Raw genomic sequence first — 25,797 nt, 5'->3', positions numbered from 1 at the left:
AGATTTTAGATTTTACAAAGCTATAAACCTAAATTTTCAATGAAAAAAATATAACATTTACTTGAAAAGTAAAAGTTATTATGAATAAAAAAGTTCTTGAAAATAAAATAATTTATCAAATCTTTCCAAGATCATTCTACGACGCTAATGACGACGGAGATGGTGACTTACAAGGAATTATTAAAAAAATTCCTTATTTAGCTAATCTTGGAATTAACGCAATTTGACTTTGCCCAATTTATTCAACAAAATTCGTAGACGCTGGCTACGATGTTTTAGATTACAAAAATGTCTGAAAACAATTTGGAACTTTAGCTGACTTTAAAAAACTTCAAAAAGTAGCTCAAAAAAATGGAATAGATATCATCATGGATATCGTGATAAATCACGTATCTAGTGATCATGTTTGGTTTAAAAAAGCGCTCGAATCAAAAAATAATAAAGAGCATGATTATTTCATTTGAAGAGATAATCTTTCTGAAGAAGAAAAGAAAGCAGAAAGCCTTTTTGGCGGAAGCGCTTGAGAATACGTTCCACATTTAAATAGATATTATTTCCATTTATTTAGCAAAGAACAAGTTGATTTAAATTGAAACAATCCAAAAATGATAGATGCCATGGTTGACGTGGTTGATTTTTGATACAAACTTGGTGTTAAAGGGTTTAGAATTGACGCCATAAAACATATTGCTAAAGATTTTAAAACACTAGAATCTAATCCTGCATTTGCATGATGTAGTGGCGCTGTTAAATTTTTAAAAGAATTTAACAAAAAAGCTTTTGCTGATAAGCCCGACGCATATACTTTTGGAGAAGCTAGTTCTATAACTGCTGATGAAGTGCTAAAATATGCATCCGGAAAACAAAAAGTTGCAGATAACTATTACAACTTTGCATGATGATGAATAGGTTGGGGGAAATTAGGAAGAAATGAGTACAATCCTAATTGAGAAATAAAAGCTTTTGCTGATAGCCAAAAACCTTTCCAAGAAAATCTTAAAATTAAGCCATACATGATTACAAACTTTTTATCTAATCATGATACTTCTAGATCTATATCTCGTTGAGGAGATACTGACTTTTTCTTTGAAGAATCTGCAAAAAGTCATGCAATGCTTTTATTTATGCTTAAAGGAATTCCTTGTATTTATTATGGAGAAGAAATCGGTCTTTTAAATACTAAATTCAGTGACATTTCAGAATTTAGAGATTGCGATTCATTTAACTTCTACGATAAATACGTTAAGCAAGATAAAGTATTTTCAGATAAAGAATTTTTAAGAAATTCAAATATAAATTCTAGAGATGCTGGTAGATCTTTAATGCAATGAGACAACTCAATAAATGCTGGATTTAATCTAGGATTTGAAACTTGATTTAATTTAGGATCTAATCAAGAAAAAATAAATGTCAAAGATCAAATAAAAGATAAAAATAGTATTTTCAACTTTTACAAAAAATTAATTTACTTAAGAAAAAATGAATTAAATAGTATTTTAATTCATGGTACTAGCGAAATAAATTGCGATAGTAAAACAAATTTAATAACTATAAAAAGAGTTTATAAAACTAAAAAATTAACAGTTTTAATAAACATGACAAATCGTGAAATAAAATTAAACAAACTTCCACAAGGAAGCGTGATTTTGTCAACTTACAATTTAGAAAATGTAGTTATTGACAGTAAATTAAGACCTTATGAATCTATTACAATTTTAAAGTAAAAGATATTATGAAATTTTTAAATTACAATACAAAAGATAAAATAATTTCACAAGTTAAATTTGACAAAAATTTAACTGCCAAAACTGAAAGTATATTTTCTTTAGGTAATGGTTATTTGGGAATTAGAAGCGCAGACGAAGAACTTGCTTGATACAACAAGGAAGACTTTTTCGTTAATGGTATTTTTAACCGCGATGTTAAAGAAGAAGTTAGTGAGCTAGCTAATTTAGCTGATTGTTTATCTAATCCTATTTTTATTAATGGCAGAATTTTTACTGCTTCACATAAAGATTTTTATAATAAATCTCTTGACATTAAAAAAGGAATTCTTTCAAGGAAAATAATTGCCAAAAGAAGTCAATCTGAAATTGAATTTAATTTTGAAAGATTTGTTTCTCAAGATGATTTAAATGTTTATGGACAAAAAATAAAAATCAAAGTTTTAAAAGCAACTAAAGAAAATAATTTTTTACTTAAAGTTGGAATCAACGGACAAGTAACCAACCAAGGAACTCAGCACTTTAGTGAAGGACATAAATTCCGTCCAACTAATGAATCACTTCAAATGCATCAACAAACTACAAACTCAAAAAGATTTGTAGTGCACAATTTAATTACAAAACTTTATCTAAATGGAAAGCTAATCAAAGGTGGAACCGATGATTATGTAATTGATATTGATCGCAGAAGAATTGTCTTTAACATTAATTTAAATCTAAAAGAAAAAGATGAATTAGTTTTAGAAAAATTAATGTCAGTGCACACTAGCGTTGATTCAAAAAATAAAACTATTTCAAAAGAAAAAGTTTTAGCTAACGCTAATGAAAAACATAATTATTTACTTTCTCAAAGCTATGATAATTTAAAAGAAAAATCTATCAAAGCTTTTGAGAAAAATGTTTGAGAAAAATACTTTGTAAAAATTCAAGGAAACGAAGAAAGTAGCTATGATCAATTAGCGCTTGACTTTGCTTTATTCCACTTAAATAATTTTGTTCCTAAGTTTTCTACTACTAAAAACGTAGGAGCAAAAGGACTCAGCGGTGAAGGATATCAAGGACATACTTATTGAGACACTGAATTTTTTATTAATCCAAACTATTTATTTAATGATCCTAGTGTTGTTAAAAACCTCTTAACTTATAGATATAAAGGAATTAAAGGAGCTAGAGATAAAGCTAAAGAATTCAAACAAAGATATGAAGAATCATATTTAGAAGGTGCACAATTCCCTTGAGAGATGGCCTGACCTACTGAAGGTGAAGTTTGTCCATATTGAGGACAAGCTGACATTATTTCAGGAGAGCAAGTTCCTATAGCATCACGCCGTCAAGAAATTCATGTATCTAGTGATATTGCCTACGCTGTAGAGCAATACTATAGAGCAACCAACGATGAAAAATTCATGGAAAAAATGGGTTATGAAATGATTTTTGACACTGCTTGATTTTATACAAATAGAGCAGAAAAACAAAGTGATAATTCATTTGAAATAAAAGACGTAATGGGGCCTAATGAATATAAAGGTAATATAGATAACAACGCTTTTATAAATTTCATGGCTAAATATAACATCGATTTAGCAATTAACTATTACAAAGATCTTGAAAGTAAAAACAAAGATTTACTTAAAAAAGTTTTAAGTAAAATTCCTTACAAAATTGATCTTGAAAAAATGAAGCTAGTTTCACAAAATCTAGTTCAACAAAAACCAAATGATCAAAAAATAATTGCAGAAAATGATCAATTCTTAAAGCTTCCTTTAGTTGATTTATCAAGTTTCCAAATGAGAGGAGATGCTGGTAAAAAATTATTTTCAACTAAAGAGGGAACTAAGATTTTATCGAGTCAAGTTGTTAAGCAAGCTGACGTGGTATTGCTACTTAATATTTTTCCTAATTTATACGATTACGAAACTAAAAGTAAAAACTTTGACTACTACGAAAAAATTACAACTCACGATTCATCACTATCACCAGCAACTTACTGCCTTGAAGCAATTAGGCTAAGAAAATTAGAAATAGCTTACAAATTATTTAAATACGGAATTAATATCGATTTAGGTGAAAACATGAAAAGCTCAAATGCTGGAATTCATGCAGGATCACTTGCTGCTATTTATCAAATGATTGTCTTTGGTTATGGTGGGTTAAATTTCACCGATGGTAAATTATTTTTTGATCCAGTTCTTCCTTCAAATTGAAACCAATTAACTTATAAATTCAAATATTTAAATTGTGAATTTTTAGTTAATGTTTACAAAGATAAATTTTCAATTAAATGTCTTACAAAAGATAAAGCAAGAGAAATTTATATTGAAAATAAAAAATATTTAATTACAAATAAAGAAGAGTTTTTCAAAATTAAACATGCAAATTAAAGCCTTTATATTTGACCTTGACGGAGTTATAGCCGATACTGCTATTTTCCACTATCAAGCTTGAAAAAAAATCTTAAAAGAAAAATTTAACTTAGACTACACCTTAGAAGAAGGTGAAGCACTTAAAGGTCTTTCAAGAGAAAATACCTTGTTAGAATTTTTAAAACTTAAAAGTTTTTCAAGAAAATTATCGGAGCAAGAAATCAAAGAAGTCTGTGATGAAAAAAATGATTTTTACAAAGAACTTCTAAAAAGTAATTTAAGCGTGAAAAACATCTTGCCTGGAATTTCTACTTTTGTTAAAAAAGCAAAAGAAGCAAATATCAAATTAGCGATCGCATCAAGTAGTCACAATGCACCTATGATTTTAAAATCTTTAGAGCTTTTTAATTACTTTGACTACATAGTTAATCCTGCTGATGTTAAAGTCGGAAAGCCAAATCCTGAAATCTTTTTAAATGCGGCAAAGCATTTTAATTTAGATCCAAAAGAATGCGTTGGTATTGAAGACGCCATCGCTGGAGCTAGAGCAATTAAGGCTGCAAATATGAACTTAATTGCAATAAGCCAGTCAATTTCAGAAGAATTTGACAGCGATTTTATGCTTTTAAAATCAACTAGAGAGCTCAATTTTGAAAAAATAATGAATTATTTTTCACTAAAATAGCCAAATTTATCAAAAAAACACTAAGTAAATGCATGCTTAGTGTTTTATTTTTGCAAATTCTTGACTAGTCAAGGATGATAACCAAGAAAACGGGCATATTTAAGTGCTTTAAAATTTTCTAATAACTTTCTATTATATAATAATTATAAGGAGATATATGAAATTATCTAAAAAATTTTTATTAATTGGATCTGCCCTATCGGCAGCGGCTATTCCAGTGATTGCAATCTCATGTGGAGGACAATCAGAAAGTGAACAAGACAAAAAAGTTAAAGCTTTAGTTGCTAAAATGGAAGCAGATGCTAAAGCAGCTGCTCTAAAAACTACTTTAGAAGGTTATTCTAAAGATTTAATGATTATTTTATCTAACAAAGCAGAAGCTAAAGAAGGTAGTGAACTATTAATTAAAGCTTTTAACCAATTCTATGGAACTAATTTAAGCATTGTTCAAGTTGGTGGTTCAGAAAACTATCAAACAACACTTAAAAATAGATTCGCAGCAGGACCTGGACAAATTCTTTTAGTTGGGGCAGAGTCACAAAGTGCTTTCGGTGATATTAATAGCAATCTTGTAAATACCGATGCTAAAACATTTTTAAATATTACAGACACTTCTAAAACATTTGACGATATTGTTTTAGGTGATAAACACTTCATGCCTCAATCAAGAGAAGCATATGGAGTAATTTACAATAAGAAAAACTTCGCAGATGCTAAAATTACTGTTTTTGAAGGTAAAAGCTTTAGCGCATCACCTAAAACTGGACTTAATTTAACTAAACCAGAAAAATACGACGGTACAGTTAAAATGGGTGACGATTTATACGTTTTCGCAGCGGATTTAACCGTTGATGGATACAAAGTAATTAAAGCGCAACTAGCTGAAAAATTACCTACAAAACAAGTATTTTACTCAACTATTAAAGCAGGTAAATCTGACATTTGACCTATTACAAACCACCTGCTTCAAGCTGCTATAGTTTCAGCTAACTTAGGAACTAAAGGAGTTGGTTCTCCTGAATATACCGAATTAGTTGCTAAAATGAAAGATAAAACCAAAACTGCAGAATGACTAAATGAAGCAGTGGCTAAGTCTTTAAAAGATGCACTTGATGTTTATGGTTATAGTGATCCTAAAAATAGCGATCAAAACAAAGTAGTTAACTCTTCATCGCTGATTGCTTTAGGAACTGTTTCAATGGTTCAAAATGGAACATGAGCGCTATCACAAATTAGCGATACTTTAGAAGGTGAGGTTAAAGATTTAGTAGGATTTCTACCAGTTCCTACTCCAAATAAAACAACTGGAAAACTTCCTCTTTTTGCTGGGGCATCACAAAGATGAGCAGCTACAACTCTTGCTAATGAGGAAGCTAAAAAGAAAACAGCTCAACTATTTTTAAGATTTATCTATCAAACAAATAGTGGAGTTACAAATCTAGGTAATTTACTAGGTTCACTAAGTCCATATTCAGTTTCAGATTTAGGTGAAATTAAATCAAATAACGAATTATTTGACTCAGTATTTAACTATGGTGACGAATCAGTAGATTCTTGAATCCAAGCTCATCTTGTTAAAAACTTTAACAATGACTCAGAAGAATTAGTAACTTTTTTTAACCAGGGACTGCCAGGAACTGACGCCGAAGTTGCTAAAAAATTACAAGACATCTACAACAGATTACTTGACCAATTTGCTGATCGTAGCTAACAATGTATAAAAAAAGATTTTTCTTTGGGATGATTCTTCCCAGTATTATAGTTTTTATAATAGTTATTTTAGTGCCTACTATTTTGGCGCTAGGATACTCATTTACCGATTGAAATGGAAGAAGTGGAAAAGACTTAAAAGCATCTTGAATTGGCTTTAAAAATTATGTTGATATTTTTAAAGACTCCCATTTTGCTTCTCGGATTGGTTATACATTTGTATTTTCAATAGCTTCATTGCTCCTTGTTAATATAATCGCCTTTGCATTAGCTTACGTGCTTAATTCTAAGCTAATAAAAGGAAGAAATATTTTTAGAAGTTTTTTCTTTATTCCTAATATCATCGGAGGTCTTGTAATTGCCTACATATGACAAAGCATATTACAGGGCGTATACTATAGCATTTATAAACAAGAAGGTTCATTTGCAACGCTAAATAAATGAAGCGGACTGCTTTCTATGACAGTGGTTTACACTTGACAAATGGCCGGATATATTATGCTAATTTATCTAGCAGCTTTACAAAACGTTTCAAAAACTTTAGACGAAGCTGCTCAAATTGAAGGCGTTTCTAAATTTAAACGCTTTAAATCGGTGGTAATACCTGCAGTTCTGCCAGCACTTACAGTTTCCTTTTTCTTAGTTCTTAGTGGTTCATTTAGGATGTTTGATCTAAACTTTATTCTAACCAACGAGCGTCCTGATTCATCACTACTAGCTTATGATATTTATACCACCGGAGATATAAACACACAATATGGGCTTGCAGAAGCTAAATCCGTTATCTTTGTGATTTTAGTTTCTATTATTTCAATTTCACAAGTGGCTATATCTAAAAAATTCGAGGTACAAGCATAATGAAAAAATACCTTGCAAATAAACATTGAAAAAAAGCCACAATTATTTCATCAACATTAATTGTTTTTGCTATAGCACTATTTTGAGTTTCTCCTTTTGTATTTACTTTAATTAACTCATTTAAGCCATTAAGAGAATCTATTGATAGTTCAAACTTCTTTAAGCTTCCTATTAATTCAACTCAAAATAACTACAGCAAATCATTTTCAGATATAAATTATTTCCACGCGTTTTTACTAACTCTTGGAATTACGATAGCTTCAAATTTATCGATAATTATTTTTGGATCTCTAGCTGCATGACAATTAGCTAGAACCAAAAAATGATACGCCAAAGTTATCTTTTATACATTTTTAGTAGCGCTAATTATTCCATTCCAATCTATAATGTTCCCGCTCATTAATGACGTTGCAGTTAAATTTAACCTTCGTAACGTTATGGGTCTTATAGTTCTATATACTGGATTTGGAATTTCACTAAGTGTATTTATGATTCATGGCTTTATCGCAACTATTCCACTTTCTTTAGAAGAGGTGGCTAAAGTTGAAGGCCTAGGGCCAATTAAAACATTTTTCAAAGTAGTTATTCCGCTACTTAGACAAATACTAACTACTATATTAATATTAAATACAATGTGAATTTGAAACGACTTCTTGTTACCAAATTTAATAAAAAACGCTGGAAGTTATAATTCATTTACATTAATAGTTAATCTATATTCAAACATTGGAGTTCACGCACTTAACCCTGGTCAAATAATGGCCGGAGTAACTTCAATTATCATACCTGTTGTTGTCTTTTTTATCGTTATGCAAAAAAACATTGTTTCAGGAATTACAAATGGGGCTATAAAATAAATTATGGAAATCAAATCAAATAATACTGTTATCAAACCTCAAGGTCTTCCATCTCATATTGAAGATCTATATCAAAAATTAAAAGTAGAATTTTTAAATAATAGAACCAATAGTCCTGATTTAAATGTTTTAGTAATTGATAATATAGACAAAGTTTATGAAAATGGTTTTCAAGCCGTTTTTGGAACCTCTTTTTTTCTAAAAAAAGGAGAATTCCTTTCTCTGCTAGGGCCTTCTGGTTGTGGTAAAACTACTACCCTGCGTGCCATTGCAGGACTAGATACTGCAACTAGCGGACAAATTTATATTAATGGAGCTGATGTTACTTACTCAGAACCTATCGATAGAGATATAACTATGGTTTTCCAAAACTATGCGCTATTCCCTCACTTAAGCGTTAGAAAAAATATTACATTTGGTCTTGACGCTAATCCTTCTAAAATTGGTAAAGAAGCCAAATATTATAAAGAAGAAAAATTTATTAAAAATAAAATTAACAATTTAAAACAAATTCAAAATGATATTGTTAATTTACTTAAAATCAAACAAAAAAATCAAGCGCTTTTAGAAAAAATTCAAAAGCATCAAGCTATCTACGATAAGCTTAAAAACAAACAATCTAAAAAAGCGCTTTCACTATTTTTCAAAATAAATGGATGAAAATCTGTTTATCAAATTAATACCAAAAAAATTGCCGCACTTGAAAGCGATAAAGAAAACGCGCAAGGTTATGGTGTTGAAGTTGAATCTTGAAAGAAAAAGCTTGAAGAAATAAAGCTTAAAAAAGCGCAAGCTGCTAAAGAAGATAATAAAAAAGAAATCAAAGAAGCAAAGTTAAAAGAAGTTAGTGAAATTCTTGGTCTTGATTATTATTTAGATAGAAAACCAGCAGCTCTTTCAGGAGGGCAAAGACAAAGAGTAGCTCTTGGTAGATCAATTGTTTCAAATCCTACACTGTTTTTAATGGACGAACCGCTATCGAATTTAGATGCAAAACTTAGAGCTTCAATGCGTAGTGAAATTAGAAAAATTCACGAAAGAGTTAACGCAGCTACAGTTTACGTTACTCACGATCAAATTGAAGCTATGACTATGTCAGATAAAATTGCAATTATGTCAGATGGATTCATTCAACAAATAGGTTCACCAGACGAAGTATATAAAAACCCAGCGAATTTATTTGTTGCTCAATTTATAGGCAACCCTACTATGAATCTTTTTGAAGGTAGATTCAAAGATGGACACTTTGTATCTAATGACTGAAAAGTTTTAATTCCAAATTGAAAAACAAAAAACATCATGCCTGATGTTGATATCGTATTTGGAATTCGTCCTCAAGATATTTATCTAACTAATGATGATTATCCTAATAGCGATCCAACTTACTTTGTTGAAGTAGTTAGAAGTGAGCTTTTAGGAAACGAAATTCAATATGTAGGTGTTATCAAAGAATTGCAAAAAGAAATTGTATTTATCACCGATACCTACAACAAGTTTAAACCCGGACAAGTTACAAAAATTTCAATTATCCCTGATAGAATTCATATTTTTGACAAACAAACTACCATTTCTTTAACTTCAGAATTTAATTATGAAACTTTATCATCTCTTAAAAACTGAGTGGAGTCTGAAGATAAGATAAAAGTTAGAAGAGATTTATTAGAATTTAGTAAAAAACAAAAATTACAAATATTTTCTGTGATAAAACTACTAAAAAATCTTGTCAAAAAAGTTCTTAAAAAATAACTCGAAAATAAATAACAAAAAAGTAAGCTAAGCTTACTTTTTTGTTGAAATTAAGTATTATTTTTTGTAAATCTCGGACTTTTTATGATCCTTAACTTGCTTATATATTACCAAATTTTTTAAAAACCATATAACTTTTTTAGTATTTTCTAAAACATTTATATTTCGGACGTTTTCAAATTAAAAAGTTTATAAATTTTTTAATATTTTTGTTAATTTTTGAGCATTAAAATTATCGCTATTTGTTAAAAGTTTTTATCAGGTAGATAAATTCAGCCATCAATACTTCTAACGTTAGATATTGAAATAAAAGCGTCTTTATCGATCTTTCTAACGTCATGAATTATTCTTAAAACATGTCTAAATAATATAACTGAAACTAAAACATTTATCTTTTTACCTTTATATCCACCTCTGGCTCTAAAAACGGTAGATCCGGCTACTATTTTTCTATCGTTTTTAATTTTATTTTGAATTTCTTCTCATAGTGGAGAATAAATTTCAAGTCTAACTAATTTAAATTTAGGATAAATTTTATTTAAAACTACTATATATAAAACGTTGATAAATACTGTAGCTACAAAGTTAGGTGATAAATATAATTCAAAGTTTCAAGCTTTATTAAATACAGCTGCCATTTCTTTAGGAATAAAAGCTATATCAATATTATTAGTTGTTAAAAAGTTTTGTTTTGCATTTTGAAGAAGAATAGATCCTGGAAGTCATGAACCTACTAAAACCGAAAATATAACGATAATAATATTCATATATCCAGATATAGTTCCAAATGATTTTTGCTTTACGTTCGCGTATCATTCTCCTACTATTCCAGTAACTCCAGCAGTTCCTCCAATGATTTGAATTATTGCAAAAATAAATGCAAGAACTACTCCATAAAATGTCGCATAAACCAGCAGCGCTGCGATATTTCCTCCATCGCTTCACATTAATGGAATAATGCTACTTAAATGCTTTTGATTTTCAGGCAGAGCTTCTTTAACTACTGGATTTGAAAAATCACCAATTATAAATACATCATTAGCTCCGGGAATTAATCCTATTACAATTGATACCATCGAAGAAACTAAAAGAAATACAACGGTTACAAATATAAAAAACTTACCAATTTTTTTATAACCAAATATAAAAATTGGAATCGATAAAATAATATAAGCCAGCCAGAAAATAATCTGGTCAATTAAGTTACTAATAAAATGCGGAAGCTCTGTAGTATTAACTGCAACTATCTTAGCAACCGACTGTCCAATGGCTGCTAAACCAAAGTTATAAATTCCTACATTTTTAACAAAAAACACACTAAGGGCTCCAAAAAATATTGCCATTGCGATTGTAATTAGCATTATTTTTTGAATCGATAAAGGTTGGTAAAGTTTGCTAAAAAAGAGTCCAAAATTTGACATTTGAGTTCTTCTAAAAGTGGTATTAACTTTTTTAATTTTTCTTTTAGGAACATCGTCATATTTAAGATCTTGAGTTCTATAATCTACCGGTTCAACGATTTTGGAACTTTCTTTATTTACATCTTTGTTATTATCTTCTGTCATAAACTCTCCTTAATGCTTCACTAGAAATATTAATTATAAACTAATATATTGCCATTTTGTTAAAAATTGGCCATTTTTAGCCAAATTTAAACCAAAATGTAATATAATTATTTATTACTTTGTAAGAGTTAAATTTATGAACAAAATTAGAACAAGATACGCCCCAAGTCCAACTGGTTTTCTTCACATTGGAGGAGCTAGAACAGCATTATTTTGCTACTTATTTGCTAAGCATTTTAATGGTGATTTTATCTTTAGACTTGAAGATACTGACGTTAAAAGAAACGTCGAAGGCGGAGAAGCTAGTCAGCTAGACAATCTAGCGTGACTTGGAATAATTCCAGATGAATCTCCTTTAAAGCCAAATTTAAAATATGGAAAATATCGTCAAAGCGAAAAACTAGATAGATATAAAGAAGTGCTAGATATGCTTCTTGAAAAAAATCTTGCTTATAAAGCTTATGATCTTCCAGAAGAGCTCGAAGCTCAAAAACTTGAAAGCGAGCAAAAAGGTTTTGCCTCATTTAGATATGATCCTTCATGATTAAAAATTAGTGACGAAGAAAAAGCTAAAAGAGATTTAAATAATCAATTTTCGTATCGCATCAGAATGCCTAAAGATAAAGTTTTTTCTTGAAACGATTTAGTGCGTGGTGAAATTTCTTTTTCATCAAATGAAATTTCAGATTGAGTTATTTTTAAATCCGATAATTATCCAACTTATAACTTTGCAGTAGTAGTTGATGATCACGATATGCAAATCTCTCACGTTTTAAGAGGAGAAGAACACATCGGTAATACTCCAAAGCAACTTGCGCTTTATGATTATTTAAATTGAAGCTCTCCTCAATATGGACACTTAACTATTATTACCGACATGGGAGGTAAAAAACTTTCTAAAAGAGATCTATCACTAAAGCAATTTATAGAAGATTATAAAAACGAAGGTTATATACCGCATGCTATCTTTAACTTCTTAGCGCTTCTAGGTTGAACCTCAGAAGACGCTAAGGAAGTTATGTCTAAGAAAGAATTAATTTCTAAATTTAACCCAGCAAGACTTTCTAAAAGTCCTTCAAAATTTGATGTAAATAAAATGTCTTGATTTTCAAAAATTTACATGAAAAATCAAAGTAATGAAGAAGTTCAGTCACATTTAGATTTCAAAGACTTTAATAGCAACTCTTCTTGAAAAGAAATATTTACTTCAACTTTTAAAGAAAGTGCAACTACTTATTTAGAACTTCAAAAAGCGCTTAATAATTATTTAAATCCAATGTCAAGCGAACTTGTTTTAAATGAAGAAGAACTCAAAGTTGTAAAAGAATTTAAAGCTAATTTAAAATCTTTTACAGTTGAAGAAATTCAAGCAGCCATTAATTTAACTGCAAGTAATTTAAAACTAAAAGGTAAAGCTCTATTTATGCCAATTAGAAAAGCTTGCACTTATTTAGAACACGGGCCTGAGCTTGCCAAAGCTATTTATTTATTTGGAGAAAAATTAATTACAGAAAGGCTAGCAAAATATGAAAATTAATTTTAAATCAACCATTTTACAAAATGGTGAAACTAAAGAATTTGACTTCACCGCTCCTGTTGATATCGATAGATACGAAGACATGGATACATTTAGTTTTACAGAGCCTACTCAAAACGTAGCTAATCGAATTGAAATATCACATAAAAAAATAAATATCTTTGCAGGGCCTACAACTTTATTTATTGAAAAAGATAAAAATTTAGCCAGTCCATTTATATTAAACACTCCTGATGGGAAAGTAATGGAGGTTAATTTTTATACAAGGCTGTTAAATCTTGAAATAGATCCACTAAATAAATATAAATTTGAATATATTTTATATCGCTTAAATGATTATCAAGAAGATGTCATTGGTAATTTTAAGATTGAACTTACCATTAGCTAATGAATCTTGGAGTTGATTTAGTAACAATATCAAGATTTAAAAACAAGAACAAAGAATTTATTGAAAGACTTTTATCAGAAGAAGAGTTTGTTGAATTTAACAAGCTAGATAACGAAGAATCTAAAGAGCTATTTCTTGCTAGATCTTGAGCTATTAAAGAAGCTATTTTTAAAGCTGATAATTCTTACTTTAAATTTAATAAAATTAATTTAATAAAAATTAATAATGAGTGGAATTTTAAAAATTTTAAAATTTCAATTTCACATGAAAATGATTTATTAATTGCATTCGTAATAAAGGAATAAAAATGAAGAAACTAGCAGTAAATATTACACTTAAGAAAATCGTTTTTGCTTTGCCATGATTTTTTAGAGTTTTAAAAATTAGAAAGATGGCTAAAAACTACAAAAGCAATCCAGAAACTTATTCAGAAAAATTTAGATATAACTACCTTTTAAAGTTATGTGAAAAAATTCTAAGAATTTATAACATTGATTTAGAAGTGCTAGGATATGAAAATATCGAAAAAGGATACGGTTTTATAGTTCCTAATCATAAATCTGGAATTGATCCAATCGTTTTAATAGCTGCTTTAAAAAATCCTTCTCAAGAAGAAGGCGCTGAAAATAAATTTGCAACATTTATTTCAAAAGAAGAACAAAGCAAAATTTTAATTAAAGCAATGTCACTTATTGATGTGGTTTTAATTAAAAGAAATGATTTAAGAAATAGCTACGAAGGATTAATTAACTTTGGTAACTACGTAAAAAACAAAAAAGTTTATGGAGTTATCTTCCCTGAAGGAACTAGAGTTAAAGGTGAAGCTTTAGGTGAATTTAAATCAGGAGCATTTAAAATCGCTAAATCAAATTATCTGCCAATTATTCCTTGTGCGATTAGCAACTCAGCTGATGCATTTAATTCAAATAGAAAAAAACGTTTAAAAGTTACTGTTAGTTTTCTTTCACCTCTTAAACCTCAATCTTTTATGATTCTAGAAAATGAAGCAATATCTAATAGAGTTAAAGAATTAATATCTAAAGAGCTTCATAAAAATGCAAACTAAATTAAATTACGAATTTAATCTACAAAATTATTCAGGACCATTAGATTTACTTCTTGAACTAATAAAAGATAAGAAAATTTCAATTCTTGACATTAACGTTTTAGAGCTTGCCAATCAATATTTAAAAATCATAAATGAAATCAAAAATACTAATTTAGATATTGCTGCTGAATATCTAAATTATGCAACTATCTTTATTTATATGAAAGCTAAATATCTTTCAAATAAACCAGAAGATATCGAAATAGTAACGCAGGAAAAACAAAAGCTAATCAACGATTTAATTGAATATAAACAATTCAAAGAAATCAAAGACGCGCTTTCTACTTTCCAAAAATCTCGTCAAGAAATTTATATTAAAAAACCAAGCAATGTCGATGAATTCATAATCGAAAGTGATTCATCAAGACTTGATGGACACTCTAGCATTACTACTCTAATTTCTACGCTAAGAAAAATGTTTGAAAGAGTTTTTGCGCAAGAACTTAGAAAAGCAAATTTTTCAACCGTTAAAATTAATTCGGCAGATCAAATTAAATTTATTAAAAACGTTTTTGGTCAAAGAAGTGAAGTAAAATTTGAAGAAATTTTTATTCAACCATCACTTACTCATTTTGTCATTACCTTAATTGCTCTTCTTGATTTAGCAAGACAGCAATTTTTAACATTAAAACAAGATAGTCAATATGGCGAAATTAAAATATTAAGGAATTTTGATAACAATGAAGAATAAAATAATTGAAGCACTATTATATATCCAAGGTGATGAAGGATTAAATCTAGAACAAGTTAAAGAAGTCTTTAACTTGAATAACACTCACGAAGCTAAAAAAATAATGCAAGATTTTCAAAAAGATTTCAACAACTTAGATAGAGGCTTAAAAGTTGTAGTTTTTGATGAAATCTTTAAACTAGCAACTAGAGAATCTGTTAGAGCTTACGTTTCTAAATTAGTAACTACTACTGGAAAACAAAGACTAACCAGCGCTGCTATTGAAGTAGCTGGAATTATCGCTTACAAAGGGCCAATTACTAGAGGTCAAATTTCTAAAATCAGAGGTGCAGTATCTGATCACATAGTTAATAACTTACTTAAAAAAGGAATTATTCACGAAGTGGGAGTATCACACACTCAAGGTAATCCAGTTTTATATGAAGTAAGTTCACAGTTCTATGATCATTTTAAAATTTCATCTAAACAAGATCTTCCAAAAATGCGTGATTTTGATTACTCAGATGGTTTTGAAGATGAAAGTGAATTTGACATTTTCCAAAGTCAAAGAGAAATTTAATGGTTAGTTTTAAAGCAAGTAAAAACGATGAAAATCGTTCTCTTTTTAAATTAATTTGTAAATACTTTCCAAATTTAACAATCGCTACAATCGAAAAGCTTTTTAGAAAAAAAGAAATAAAAGTTAATTCAAAAAGAATAACCGATAAAAAATTTGTAGTATCAGAAAATGATTTAGTTGAAGTTTATGGAATTTCTGAAAGTAATTTAAATTTACCACAAATTAAAAAGGTATCTTTTGATTTTCAAATTATTTATGAAGATGCAAATATTTTAATAATTGACAAAAAAGAAAACCTTGTAATTCATGGCGAAGATAATTCTTTAGATAACCAAGTTTTATCTTATTTAAAACATAAACAAGTTGATTCATTTAAACCAAGCCACGTTGGTAGGCTCGATAAAGAAACTAGCGGCTTAATAGTTTATGCAAAAAATTATTTAACACTAAAGCAGCTTAACGAAAAAAGTTTTAATTTCAAAAAAGTCTATCAATTCAAAAGCGACTTTCTATCGAGCTCGCCTCTTGAATTAAAACTTTATTTTTATAAAGATGAAAATAATAAAACCAAAATAAGTAAAACTCAAAAAGAAAATTCAAAGTTAGCTCACAGTATTTTTTATTGTGAGAATAATAAAAAATTTGCCCAAATAATAACCGGGCGCAAACACCAAATTAGACTAAGCCTTGCATATTTAAATAAACCAATATATGGTGATAAAAAATATAAAGGTAAAAAATCAACTAGATTAATGCTTCATAGTTATTATTTAAAGTTTTTAAATTTAGAAGATAATTTAAAATATTTAAATAAAATGGAATTTTATTCTAATCCAAAATGATAGGTACAAATGAAAAAATTTAGCAAAAAAAAGTTTCTTGAAATAGCTAAAGTTATAATGCTAGAGCCAAATGATGAACTAATTGAAAAAATTAAAATTCAATGAGACGATCTACTTCAAGACTTAAAATCTTTAGACAAATTAGATCTTAAAAATGCAGAGCCACTAACTCATAATAACGAAACTTATTATGAAGATTTTTTAAGAGAAGATGAAGTTGTAAATTTTGACGATATAACTAAAGACGATATTCTAAAAAACGCAAAAGAAAAAGATGAAAATTACATTACTTTTGTAAAGGTAGTTAAATAATGACAAAGCTTAAAGTAAAAGGTAATTTTAATTTAGCTTTATCTGAATTAAAAAGCGATAAAAATAACGTAGTTAGTTATTTATATAAAGATCTGCCAACTTTTGATGGCCCTTTAAAAGATTGCGTTTTTACAATTAAAGATGTTTTTGCAACTAATGATGCCCCAACACAAGCATCAAGTAAAATTCTTGAAAATTTTCAACCATCATATAATGCCTATCCTGTTGAATTGTTAATAAATGCCGGAGCCAAAAAAGTAGCTAAAGTTCACTCAGACGAACTTGCTCTAGGAGGAACAGGGCTGCACTCTGCTTATGGAATTGTTAAAAATCCAAAAGATAAATCGAAGCAATCAGGAGGATCTTCTTCTGGATCAGTAGCTAGCTTTAGCAAAAATATTTCATTTGCTTTAGGAAGCGACACTGGTGATAGCGTGCGGCTACCAGCTTCATTTAATGGAGTTGTAGGATTTAAACCTTCATATGGAGCAATTTCTAGATACGGAATGTTTGCATATGCATCGTCACTAGATACCGTTGCTTATTTTACTCACAACGTTCACGATGCTTATGAACTTGCTAAAGTTTTATATCAAGTTGACAAAAGAGATTTTACAAACGTTGAAGTAAAACTTTCAGAAAATAATAAAGCCAAAAAACCTAAAAGCGTGCTTGCTTTAGATGTTTCAAAATACTGCGAAAAATATGTAGCAGATAGCTACACTAAGTTACTTGAAGAATTAAAAAAACAAAACGTAGATATTAAATTAGTTGAACCTAATTTAGACGTTCTTCGTAGCGTTAGAGCTACTTATAAAATAATCTCTTTCTCTGAAGCATCAAGTAATTTAGCCAACCTTACAGGAGTAGCTTTTGGTAACCGTGAAAAAGGTTCTTCTTGAGAAGAAGTAATGACAAATACCAGAAGCAAGCATCTTGGAAAAATGGTTCAAGAAAGACTTGTTTTAGGAAGTTATTTTCTTTTTGATGATAACCAAAAAGATTTATTTTTAAAAGCTCAAAAAGCGAGAAGAGTTATTAAAAATTATTGAGAAAGTTTAATAAATAGTTACGACGTTGTAATTTTTCCAGCTTTTGCATCAGTAGCTAGTGATATTAAAAATCCAAAAAGTTATGACTTTATGGATTATATTTTAACTACATCAAATTTAACAGGTAATCCATCACTATCAATTCCTTTAGGTAAACATCAAAATTTAGATTTCAATCTTTCTCTAGATGGTAAAGTTTATGGTGATGAAGCTCTTCTTCAATATGGACAATTTTTTGAAAAATTAATAAGAGGTATAAATGATTAATTTTGAAACTGTTATTGGAATTGAAATCCATATTGAGTTAAAAACTAAAACAAAGATGTTTTCACCGGTTGAAATCAATTTTAACGCTGAGTCAAATACTAAAGCTAATCAAATTGATTTAGGTTATCCAGGAACTCTGCCTCAAGTTAATAAAAAAGCTGTTAAATATGCAATTATGCTTGCAAAAGCATTAAATATGCAAATCGACTCAAATCTAAGATTTGATCGTAAGCATTACTTTTATCCAGATTTACCAAAAGGTTATCAAATCACTCAGTTTTATCATCCAATTGGTAGAGAAGGTCAAATTAAATTAAATAATAACGGCAAAGAATTCGAAGTTAATATCGAAAGAATTCATCTTGAGGAAGACACCGCAAGACAGCATCATAAAGATAACTATTCACAGCTTGATTACAACCGTGCCGGAATTCCGTTAATTGAAATAGTTACTCATCCAGTTTTAAGATCAAGTGATGAAGCTTGTTTATATGTTGATGCAATTAGAAAAATAGTTCAAACTTTAGAAATTTCTGAAGGAAGACTTGAAATAGGATCACTAAGAGCTGACATTAACATTTCAATTAGACCGTTAGGATCAAAAAGCTTTTCAAATAAAGTTGAAATTAAAAATTTAAATTCTTTAAAAAATATCAAACTTGCAATTGAAGAGGAAATAACGCTTCAAAGAGCAAAGTTTTTTGCTAACGAAGAAGTATTGCAACAAACTAAAAAAATAGATGAAAAAACACTAAAGCTTCAAGTGCTTAGAACCAAAACTTCAGCAATTGACTATAGATATTTTCCAGAGCCAAATATTCCATTTATCAAGCTTTCTAAAAAGTTTATTAGTAGCGTTAAATTAAAAGAACTTCCTTGAGAAAAAGAAGCAAGATACAAGTCTTACAATTTAAATTCAATTTATTTAAATAGTTTGCTTGATGATATTCATCTTGCTAATTATTTTGATTCAATATCATATCCAGATAAAGACAAACTTTCTAAAATTTTTTTTGCAGAAGTAGTATCTCTTGCTAATTCAAAAGAAATGAAAGCTTATCATTTAAATATTGATCCTGAAAATATAACAAAAGCGATTAATCTTTTAGACGAGGAAGTTATTTCTGGAAAATCATTAAAGAAATTAATTCCATTACTAGTTAATTTCAAAGGTGATATTAAAAAGCTAGCAAAGCAAAATTCACTTGAACAAATTTCTGATCCTAACTTAATTAGTAATATAATTAAAGAAATTATTAAAACAAATTCTGAACTTGTTAAAGAGTATCCAACTCGTCAAGAAAAGGTTTTAAAATTTGTTTTAGGAAAACTAATGAAAGACACTGGAGGTCAGGTTAATCCTACAGTTGCTAACGAAATAGCAATTAAAAGTTTAGATGAAGTTTTTAAATAATATTTTAAATCCTAAGCCTAAAAAGTTAACATACAAAAAACTTACAAGGTTAAAATACAAAAAGAAAGTTTTTAATTCTTTTTCTTTTAACATTGTCTGGCCTTTTAGAAAAGACTATATTTCAATAGCTTATGTTGTAGGGCTTAAAGCTGTTATTAGTTTTTTTGTTTGAATTTTAATTAGAAACAAAGACGATAATCGTAAAATTAAAAACAAAAAAGTTATCAATAGAATCTTTGATAACTTCAACACTAAAGAGTATAACTTTATTTGACTATCAACTGCGTTTTTAATTTTAATTTCATTTATACCAGTAATTTATATAGTTTATTTTTTCAATAGCGTTTTAACCCCAAATATAGCCGGCTTAACTCCTGCTGATTTTGAAGAATTATTTTTAAGTTCAATTTTAGGAAAGATAATTCCAGGAACTGATAATACTTTTCTAAAACTTAACGCTAGAGATATTTTTAATAGCGCTGATTTTTCAAGTATTGTTGGAAGTTTTTTACTTTTTGTAGTTGCTATTTATATTTCAAGTGGTGGTTATGCTCGGCTAATTACTTCTTCGAATTATATTTACGATCATAAAAAATTAGGAACTTATATAGGAAACCGTTTCAAAGGTCTTTTTGTGGTTTTCATGGTTGCATTTTGACTTTGAATAATGTCAACTATCCAAATACTAATTGAAATCGGAATTATGAATAACAAAGAAATAGATAGTGATATTTCAAAAGGAATTTTAATTCAATTTACCTTTGGAGTTAACACATTAATCTTTTTCTTTGGGCTGACTTTTGGTATTTATAAATTTGTCCCTTCATTTACTTCTAAATTTAAAAATATATACCGTGGAGCAATAATTGCTACCATTCCTTCAAGCATAATGTCATATATTTTCTCAAGTATTAATCAAAACTCTTCTTATGGAAAATTTGGAAGCACAGTTGGATTCTTTTTATTAGTTGCTCTTTTTGTTAACTGATTTATTTACTTTGTGTTTTTAGGCTTTACTTTTAATGAAGCTTACTTTAAAAATTACGTTGCTAGAAAAACTGATGATAGAAAGTTCTGAAAATTAATAACCTTCTGATGATAGATAATTTTGATGATGTTTTTCTGCTATCAACTGATACAGTTTGTGGCCTTGGAGTTAAGCTAGAAAATAAAGATTCGCTGCACAAACTTTATGCATTAAAAAATAGGCCAGTAGATAAAAAAATAATGATTCTAGCTGGTTCTTTTAATGATATTTTTAAGCTTACAAAATTCACAAAAAAACAAAGAGTAATGGCTTATAAACTCCTTCCTGGAAGCAATTCAATTATTGTTAATAACATTGGAATGAGAATTCCTAACTGTTTAAAACTTAGAAAATTTTTAATTAAAAATGGGCCTATGTATGTAACAAGCGCTAATATTTCAGGCGAAAAACCTTTAAGCATAGAAGAAGCTCAAGTTAAATTTGAAAAAATAAGATACATAGTTGACTATTGCTCACCAAGTGGGTCGCCAAGCAAAATTTACAATCTAGATACAGGTGAAATTTTAGTTAGAGACAAATAAAAAAGTAAGAATTTTCTCTTACTTTTTTATTTGTAATTTTAATTAGAATTGTTTTGCTTTTTCTAAAGCATCTTGTCTGAATTCCTGAACTACATCGTATGGTTTTTTATCAGCAAATACTGATAATTTAGTTCCATTTAGTTCAAATGTATCAACATATTTAGCACCTAAAAATTTTCAAGTTCCAATCAATCAATTTGTATGACTTCCTCATAGATATCAATCTTTTGGAGCACCTTGAGTGGTTACAATCATAACTCTTAGATGATCAAGAAGTCCAACTGCATCACCTTTTTTAGAATATTTATAGCTAAATGTTTTGTTAGCCACCGCCACTGAATCGATGAAGTTTTTAACAACTGCAGTTGGTCCAAAGTTTGTCATTGAACAACTTAAAATAACTTTATCAGCTGCTTTTAATTTATCGATTCATTTATCACTTTCTACATCTTTTCAATATGTAGCAAATGTATTTCTACTTAAAAACACCTCTGCATGTTTTGTGGTATTCAAATCCACAAATTCAAGTTCATCATTAGGATGAACTTTTTTATATGTTTTAACAAATAAATCAAGCATTTGACTTGAATATGACTTTTCTTTTTCGCTAAGGCCACCACTTAATACTAATACTTTTGCCATTATACACCTTCTATTACACCTTCTATATAAATAATTTATATTATAAAACTTTTTTTACATTTTAATTTTGTTATAATTTATTTTAATTTTGTTATAATTTGATTTATCAACAGGGGGTGCTGTAAAAGGCTGAGATTATACCTTAGTGGATCAGGATAATACCTGCGTCACATTGTTTGTGTTTTTTCCTCCTGTTTATGGAGGTTTTTATTTTTAATTTCAAAAAACTAAAGCTGCTTTTGCTGATAATTTTATTTTCTTCTTTTGTAGCTAGTTCTTGTGGCTTTGCTTCTCAAAGTGAACAAAAATTACAATGAGATGCAACGCTAACTTTATATGGACCTAATTTTGGTAATTTATTTTCTGAAAATTTAAAAAGCGCTTGAATTAAAAAAGTTCAAGATAAATTTAACGAATTAAAAAACTCAAATCCTGAAACTAAAAACTATCCTGATGTAGTTTTTGATTTAAAGTTTTTAGATGATAAAAATTTAATATTTCAAAACTTAAATAATAATTTAGAAAATTATGATTTTGGAATATTAAATGCAACTACTATTTTAAAAAATAAAAACAGCGATTTAATTTCACATCCACTACTACAAACCAAAACATTAAAGTTTCTATGATCACTTGATGATTCAAAAACATACTTTGATGGAAGTGAAAATGATCCTTTAATAACTGCGGCTAATGAAGCTAATAAAATTCAATTCGAAAATGAATTATATGGACCATATAGTTCTTGAAATGATGAAAATAAAAAAATATTATTAAAATGAGATGGTTCAAAATATAACGTTTTTTATAAAGACTTTCATGATTCAAATAATTTCAGTAGCGTTTTTAGAGGAAGTATTTTAATATCAGGAACTAAAGAAATAAGAGATGAAATTATAAAAGCTTGAAATGATAAAAATTGAGAAAAATTTTTATCATTTGGAATTGTTATTAGAAACTTTGAAAGCCTTTCAAGATATAATGCGCAAGTTGAAATTTTAGCTAAGCAATTTAATAAAAACGTTTCAGAAATTAAAACTGAATTACAAAACCCTAATAATAAAAATGTTCTAATTGGAAGGGCTTCAAATTCACTTGGAGTTTTATCTAATCAAGGAAAAGTTTTTAACATTGCATTTGACTATGAAGGAGTTTTTAACTGAACTCCACCATATTATGGAAGTGGCAATTTAATATATAACTTTAAGCCTTCTGATAATAATTCTAGTGTTAGATATTTAACATTTACTAATCCTATAATTTACGATCAAGTTTTTGCTAGAAGAGGGCTTTCAGAAATTCAAAAAGAATTATTTGCAAAAGCTTTAGCATCGCTTTCTTTTGAAGATAATACTTACGGGAATTACACAGGATATAATCAGTTTTCTTTAGTTGGTAATAATGAAAAATAAAAATCAAAAAAACATTATTAGTTTTGATAATGTAACAATTAAATATCCAAAATCTAAAGAAAATGTTTTAGAAAATATTTCACTAGATTTGCAAAAAGGCAAAATGATTGCCTTTATTGGGCCTTCTGGTGTTGGAAAAACTACATTATTTAAAATTATTGTTAGAGCAATTAAACCAATTAATGGAAATGTTTTTTTAAATAATGAAAATATTTACAATCTTTCAAAAAACCAATGAAAAACCAAAGTTAAAAAAATTGGTTTTTTAACACAAAAACCTAATTTAATTGAAAGTGATTCAGTTTATTCAAATATTAAAAGATCAATAAATGATTATCAAAATTGATTTTTCAAATTAATTTCTTTTTTGACTTTTGATAAAAGAGTAAAAATATTTGAAACATTAGATAAGCTCGGAATTTTGAATAAAGCATTTTCTAGAGTTTCTGATTTATCAGGTGGACAAAAACAAAAAGTAGAAATTGCAAAATTATTAATTAAAGACGTTGATTTAATTTTAGGAGACGAGCCTACTTCTAATTTAGATTACAAAAGCGCAAATAGCGTTATGGAAATTCTAAAAGAAATAAATAAGAAATTAAACATAACAATAATAATTAATATTCACGATTTAAATTTAGCTACTAGTTATTTCGATCAAATAATAATGATTAAAGATAAACAAATTTTCTTAAATGAAAGCATTAACTTAAAAAATAAATGAAACTTAAATGAAAAAGTAAAAAGGCAAATAGTTTAGTATTTTTATCTAATTTGTTTTTTTACAAAGTCGAATCAAAAAACTCACAAACACAAAATAAATTAAAACCAATTTGGTTTCATATTTTAATTTTATTTTTTCTAGCAGTAATTATTTTTACTTTCTCTAAATTTGACTATAAATTAAATTCATATTTTGGTTTTCAAAATTTTTATAAAAATGTTTTCAAATTTTTTCAAATTAAAAATGAAAGCACTTATTTAGGAAAAACAAATTTAGCCCTTGATTCACTTTCATATTTATGAGTTTCAATAAAATACGCAATTGTAGGAACTTTTATTGGTTTTGTAATTGCGATATTTACCGCGTTTTTATCTAGTTCAAAATTAAATAATTTTTGACTAGCTTTAATAATTAAAAACTTAATTTTATTAATTAGATCTATTCCTGAGCTTTTATTTATAACTTTATTTAATCAAACTTTTTTTAGAGAATTTGCGTTGATTTTAATTTATTTATGATTTTCGTGACTTTGACTTCATAAATATTTTTTAGAAACAATTGAAAGCTTAGATTTAACTGCTTTTTATGTTTCTAAATATCAAGGTAATTCTAGTTTTTATTCTTTTAGAAAAGAAATATTATCAAGACTTTGAAATAAATTTATAGTTTTATTTTTATATTCATTTGAAAGCAATATAAGGTGAGTTTCAATACTTAGCGCATTAGGTGCTCCTGGTATTGGGGTTTTAATTAATTACGCCGCAATATCTTCAAATAATATTGATCAACTTGCAATACCACTGATTTTTTTATTTTTATTTATTGTTTTTATTGAATTATTTAATTACTTTTTTAATAAATACATTCTTGAATGAAATTCAAAAACTTTAAAAACTAATGACTATCAAAAATTAGCAAAAACTTTTAATTATAAAAGTGTAATTAAACTTTTATTTTTCTCAGCTATTGCTATTTTTAGCATTTACCAATTGATAACAATAAACAAAGATTATTTATTAAATGGTTTTTTTAGTTCTTATTTAAGCAATTTCTTTAAACCTGATTGAAGCGTATTTGATATTAGTTCAAATTCAATATCTTTAAATCCGTTTTTACAAATTTTTCAAATTTATGGCTTTGCGCTTGCAACTTTAGTTATTTGTTTATTTGTTACTTTTTGATTTTTACCTTTTATTTCAAAAAATAATAACAATGTTTGATCATCATTATTTGTTAAATTTCTAAATATATTTTTAAGGATATTTCCTAGTTTAGTATTGTTTTATGTATTTTCTAATATTGTATTTTCACCAGCAACGCTCTTAGTGTTTGTAATAGGAATTACTGCTTCTTCTAGTTTAAACAAGCAATTATCTGAAGTAATCGATAATTTAGACAATGAAGTTATTCAAAACTTAAAATATCAAGGTTATTCTAAATTTAAAATATTTTTTTCTTATATATTACCTAGCATAAAAGTAGAGTTTTTCTTGCTTGCTATGTTTTATTTTGAAATATTTTTCAGGTCTTCTATAACATATAGTTTTTTAGCTAACGATGGCCTTGCTTTAGGCTCAAATATGTATTTTCACTTACAGGAAAAATCATTTAATCCTAATAAAGCTTTTGCTTACATGTGAGTTATTGTTTTAAATATATTTTTTATAAATAATGCCGCAAGAATTTTAAAATTAGTAATATAATTAGCGTAGGCATTTATATGCCTATAATGTTTTGTAATAATTAATTACCACAAACAAAGTGGATATCTC

The 25,797-nt window shown here is 27.8% G+C and carries 24 protein-coding genes; 22 read left to right on the top strand and 2 right to left on the bottom strand.

The features are described 5' to 3' along the window. The first annotated feature begins 80 nt into the window (after window positions 1-80). From VY93_RS00590 to VY93_RS00560, 7 genes are all read left to right on the top strand, one after another. Complete coding sequence (locus VY93_RS00590) at window positions 81-1,724, top strand: alpha-amylase family glycosyl hydrolase (RefSeq protein WP_020003087.1); 1,644 nt, start codon at window positions 81-83, stop codon at window positions 1,722-1,724. An 8-nt stretch (window positions 1,725-1,732) separates the two neighbouring features. Then, on the top strand, window positions 1,733-4,105 hold the full coding sequence (locus VY93_RS00585; RefSeq protein WP_020003088.1) for a glycosyl hydrolase family 65 protein: 2,373 nt from the start codon (window positions 1,733-1,735) through the stop codon (window positions 4,103-4,105). Beyond that, complete coding sequence (gene pgmB / locus VY93_RS00580) at window positions 4,095-4,772, top strand: beta-phosphoglucomutase (protein WP_020003089.1); 678 nt, start codon at window positions 4,095-4,097, stop codon at window positions 4,770-4,772. The genes VY93_RS00585 and pgmB overlap by 11 nt, the downstream gene beginning before the upstream one ends. A 157-nt stretch (window positions 4,773-4,929) precedes the next feature. Beyond that, window positions 4,930-6,483 (top strand): variable surface lipoprotein, encoded by a 1,554-nt coding sequence (locus VY93_RS00575; RefSeq protein WP_020003090.1) that lies wholly within the window; start codon window positions 4,930-4,932, stop codon window positions 6,481-6,483. A gap of 2 nt (window positions 6,484-6,485) precedes the next feature. Then, window positions 6,486-7,340 (top strand): carbohydrate ABC transporter permease, encoded by an 855-nt coding sequence (locus tag VY93_RS00570; RefSeq protein ID WP_020003091.1) that lies wholly within the window; start codon window positions 6,486-6,488, stop codon window positions 7,338-7,340. After that, window positions 7,340-8,197: a carbohydrate ABC transporter permease gene (locus VY93_RS00565; RefSeq protein ID WP_011283267.1), complete on the top strand. Its 858-nt coding sequence runs from the start codon at window positions 7,340-7,342 to the stop codon at window positions 8,195-8,197. Before VY93_RS00570 ends, VY93_RS00565 begins: the two co-directional genes overlap by 1 nt. Before the next feature lie 3 nt (window positions 8,198-8,200). Continuing rightward, window positions 8,201-9,943 carry an ABC transporter ATP-binding protein gene (locus VY93_RS00560; protein WP_020003092.1) on the top strand — a complete coding sequence of 581 codons (1,743 nt, stop codon included), beginning with the start codon at window positions 8,201-8,203 and terminating at the stop codon, window positions 9,941-9,943. 245 nt (window positions 9,944-10,188) lie between these two features. On the opposite strand, the gene VY93_RS00555 is transcribed toward VY93_RS00560, so the two are convergent. Further along, window positions 10,189-11,508 carry a DUF2179 domain-containing protein gene (locus VY93_RS00555; protein ID WP_020003093.1) on the bottom strand — a complete coding sequence of 440 codons (1,320 nt, stop codon included), beginning with the start codon at window positions 11,506-11,508 and terminating at the stop codon, window positions 10,189-10,191. Window positions 11,509-11,644: 136 nt separating this feature from the next. Between VY93_RS00555 and gltX the strand changes: the two genes are divergently transcribed. The 12 genes from gltX to VY93_RS00495 are packed head-to-tail and all read left to right on the top strand — an operon-like array spanning window position 11,645 to window position 21,247. Next, the gene (gltX, locus tag VY93_RS00550; RefSeq protein WP_020003094.1) at window positions 11,645-13,045 is read left to right on the top strand and encodes a glutamate--tRNA ligase; all 1,401 of its coding nucleotides are present in this window, start codon (window positions 11,645-11,647) and stop codon (window positions 13,043-13,045) included. Then, window positions 13,035-13,433: a hypothetical protein gene (locus tag VY93_RS00545; protein ID WP_020003095.1), complete on the top strand. Its 399-nt coding sequence runs from the start codon at window positions 13,035-13,037 to the stop codon at window positions 13,431-13,433. Before gltX ends, VY93_RS00545 begins: the two co-directional genes overlap by 11 nt. Beyond that, window positions 13,433-13,738, top strand: a complete 306-nt coding sequence (locus VY93_RS00540; RefSeq protein ID WP_020003096.1) for a 4'-phosphopantetheinyl transferase superfamily protein — start codon at window positions 13,433-13,435, stop codon at window positions 13,736-13,738. The genes VY93_RS00545 and VY93_RS00540 overlap by 1 nt, the downstream gene beginning before the upstream one ends. Before the next feature lie 2 nt (window positions 13,739-13,740). Continuing rightward, window positions 13,741-14,499 carry a lysophospholipid acyltransferase family protein gene (locus VY93_RS00535; protein WP_020003097.1) on the top strand — a complete coding sequence of 253 codons (759 nt, stop codon included), beginning with the start codon at window positions 13,741-13,743 and terminating at the stop codon, window positions 14,497-14,499. Continuing rightward, window positions 14,489-15,232: a segregation/condensation protein A gene (locus tag VY93_RS00530; protein WP_020003098.1), complete on the top strand. Its 744-nt coding sequence runs from the start codon at window positions 14,489-14,491 to the stop codon at window positions 15,230-15,232. The genes VY93_RS00535 and VY93_RS00530 overlap by 11 nt, the downstream gene beginning before the upstream one ends. Next, window positions 15,222-15,791, top strand: coding sequence for an SMC-Scp complex subunit ScpB (scpB, locus tag VY93_RS00525; protein ID WP_011283259.1), 570 nt, complete (start codon window positions 15,222-15,224; stop codon window positions 15,789-15,791). The genes VY93_RS00530 and scpB overlap by 11 nt, the downstream gene beginning before the upstream one ends. Continuing rightward, on the top strand, window positions 15,791-16,636 hold the full coding sequence (locus VY93_RS00520; protein WP_020003099.1) for an RluA family pseudouridine synthase: 846 nt from the start codon (window positions 15,791-15,793) through the stop codon (window positions 16,634-16,636). The genes scpB and VY93_RS00520 overlap by 1 nt, the downstream gene beginning before the upstream one ends. Window positions 16,637-16,642: 6 nt before the next feature. Continuing rightward, a complete protein-coding gene (locus tag VY93_RS00515) occupies window positions 16,643-16,945 on the top strand; it encodes an Asp-tRNA(Asn)/Glu-tRNA(Gln) amidotransferase subunit GatC (protein WP_020003100.1) in 303 nt (100 codons plus the stop codon). Next, entirely contained in the window at window positions 16,945-18,264 is a 1,320-nt protein-coding gene (locus VY93_RS00510; RefSeq protein WP_020003101.1) for an amidase family protein, read from the top strand. The genes VY93_RS00515 and VY93_RS00510 overlap by 1 nt, the downstream gene beginning before the upstream one ends. Continuing rightward, window positions 18,257-19,678, top strand: a complete 1,422-nt coding sequence (gatB, locus tag VY93_RS00505) for an Asp-tRNA(Asn)/Glu-tRNA(Gln) amidotransferase subunit GatB (RefSeq protein ID WP_020003102.1) — start codon at window positions 18,257-18,259, stop codon at window positions 19,676-19,678. The genes VY93_RS00510 and gatB overlap by 8 nt, the downstream gene beginning before the upstream one ends. Next, window positions 19,662-20,780 (top strand): YihY/virulence factor BrkB family protein, encoded by a 1,119-nt coding sequence (locus VY93_RS00500; RefSeq protein ID WP_020003103.1) that lies wholly within the window; start codon window positions 19,662-19,664, stop codon window positions 20,778-20,780. The genes gatB and VY93_RS00500 overlap by 17 nt, the downstream gene beginning before the upstream one ends. Continuing rightward, on the top strand, window positions 20,774-21,247 hold the full coding sequence (locus tag VY93_RS00495; RefSeq protein ID WP_011283253.1) for an L-threonylcarbamoyladenylate synthase: 474 nt from the start codon (window positions 20,774-20,776) through the stop codon (window positions 21,245-21,247). Before VY93_RS00500 ends, VY93_RS00495 begins: the two co-directional genes overlap by 7 nt. Window positions 21,248-21,289: 42 nt before the next feature. Here VY93_RS00495 and VY93_RS00490 read toward each other — a convergent pair whose 3' ends face one another. Continuing rightward, window positions 21,290-21,889, bottom strand: a complete 600-nt coding sequence (locus VY93_RS00490; protein ID WP_020003104.1) for an FMN-dependent NADH-azoreductase — start codon at window positions 21,887-21,889, stop codon at window positions 21,290-21,292. A 197-nt stretch (window positions 21,890-22,086) separates the two neighbouring features. On the opposite strand from VY93_RS00490, the gene cypl reads away from it, so the two are divergent. From cypl to VY93_RS00475, 3 genes are read left to right on the top strand one after another with little or no spacing between them, the layout of a single operon-like run. Continuing rightward, window positions 22,087-23,301: an ABC transporter thiamine pyrophosphate-binding lipoprotein p37/Cypl gene (cypl, locus tag VY93_RS00485; protein ID WP_020003105.1), complete on the top strand. Its 1,215-nt coding sequence runs from the start codon at window positions 22,087-22,089 to the stop codon at window positions 23,299-23,301. Beyond that, complete coding sequence (locus VY93_RS00480; RefSeq protein WP_020003106.1) at window positions 23,291-24,061, top strand: ATP-binding cassette domain-containing protein; 771 nt, start codon at window positions 23,291-23,293, stop codon at window positions 24,059-24,061. Before cypl ends, VY93_RS00480 begins: the two co-directional genes overlap by 11 nt. Continuing rightward, window positions 24,022-25,728: a PhnE/PtxC family ABC transporter permease gene (locus VY93_RS00475; RefSeq protein WP_020003107.1), complete on the top strand. Its 1,707-nt coding sequence runs from the start codon at window positions 24,022-24,024 to the stop codon at window positions 25,726-25,728. Before VY93_RS00480 ends, VY93_RS00475 begins: the two co-directional genes overlap by 40 nt. Window positions 25,729-25,797: the final 69 nt, after the last annotated feature.

Source organism: Mycoplasmopsis synoviae ATCC 25204 (assembly GCF_000969765.1).
GTDB classification, from domain to species: domain Bacteria; phylum Bacillota_I; class Bacilli_A; order Mycoplasmatales; family Metamycoplasmataceae; genus Mycoplasmopsis; species Mycoplasmopsis synoviae.
This window is presented reverse-complemented; position numbering and strand designations above follow the sequence as displayed.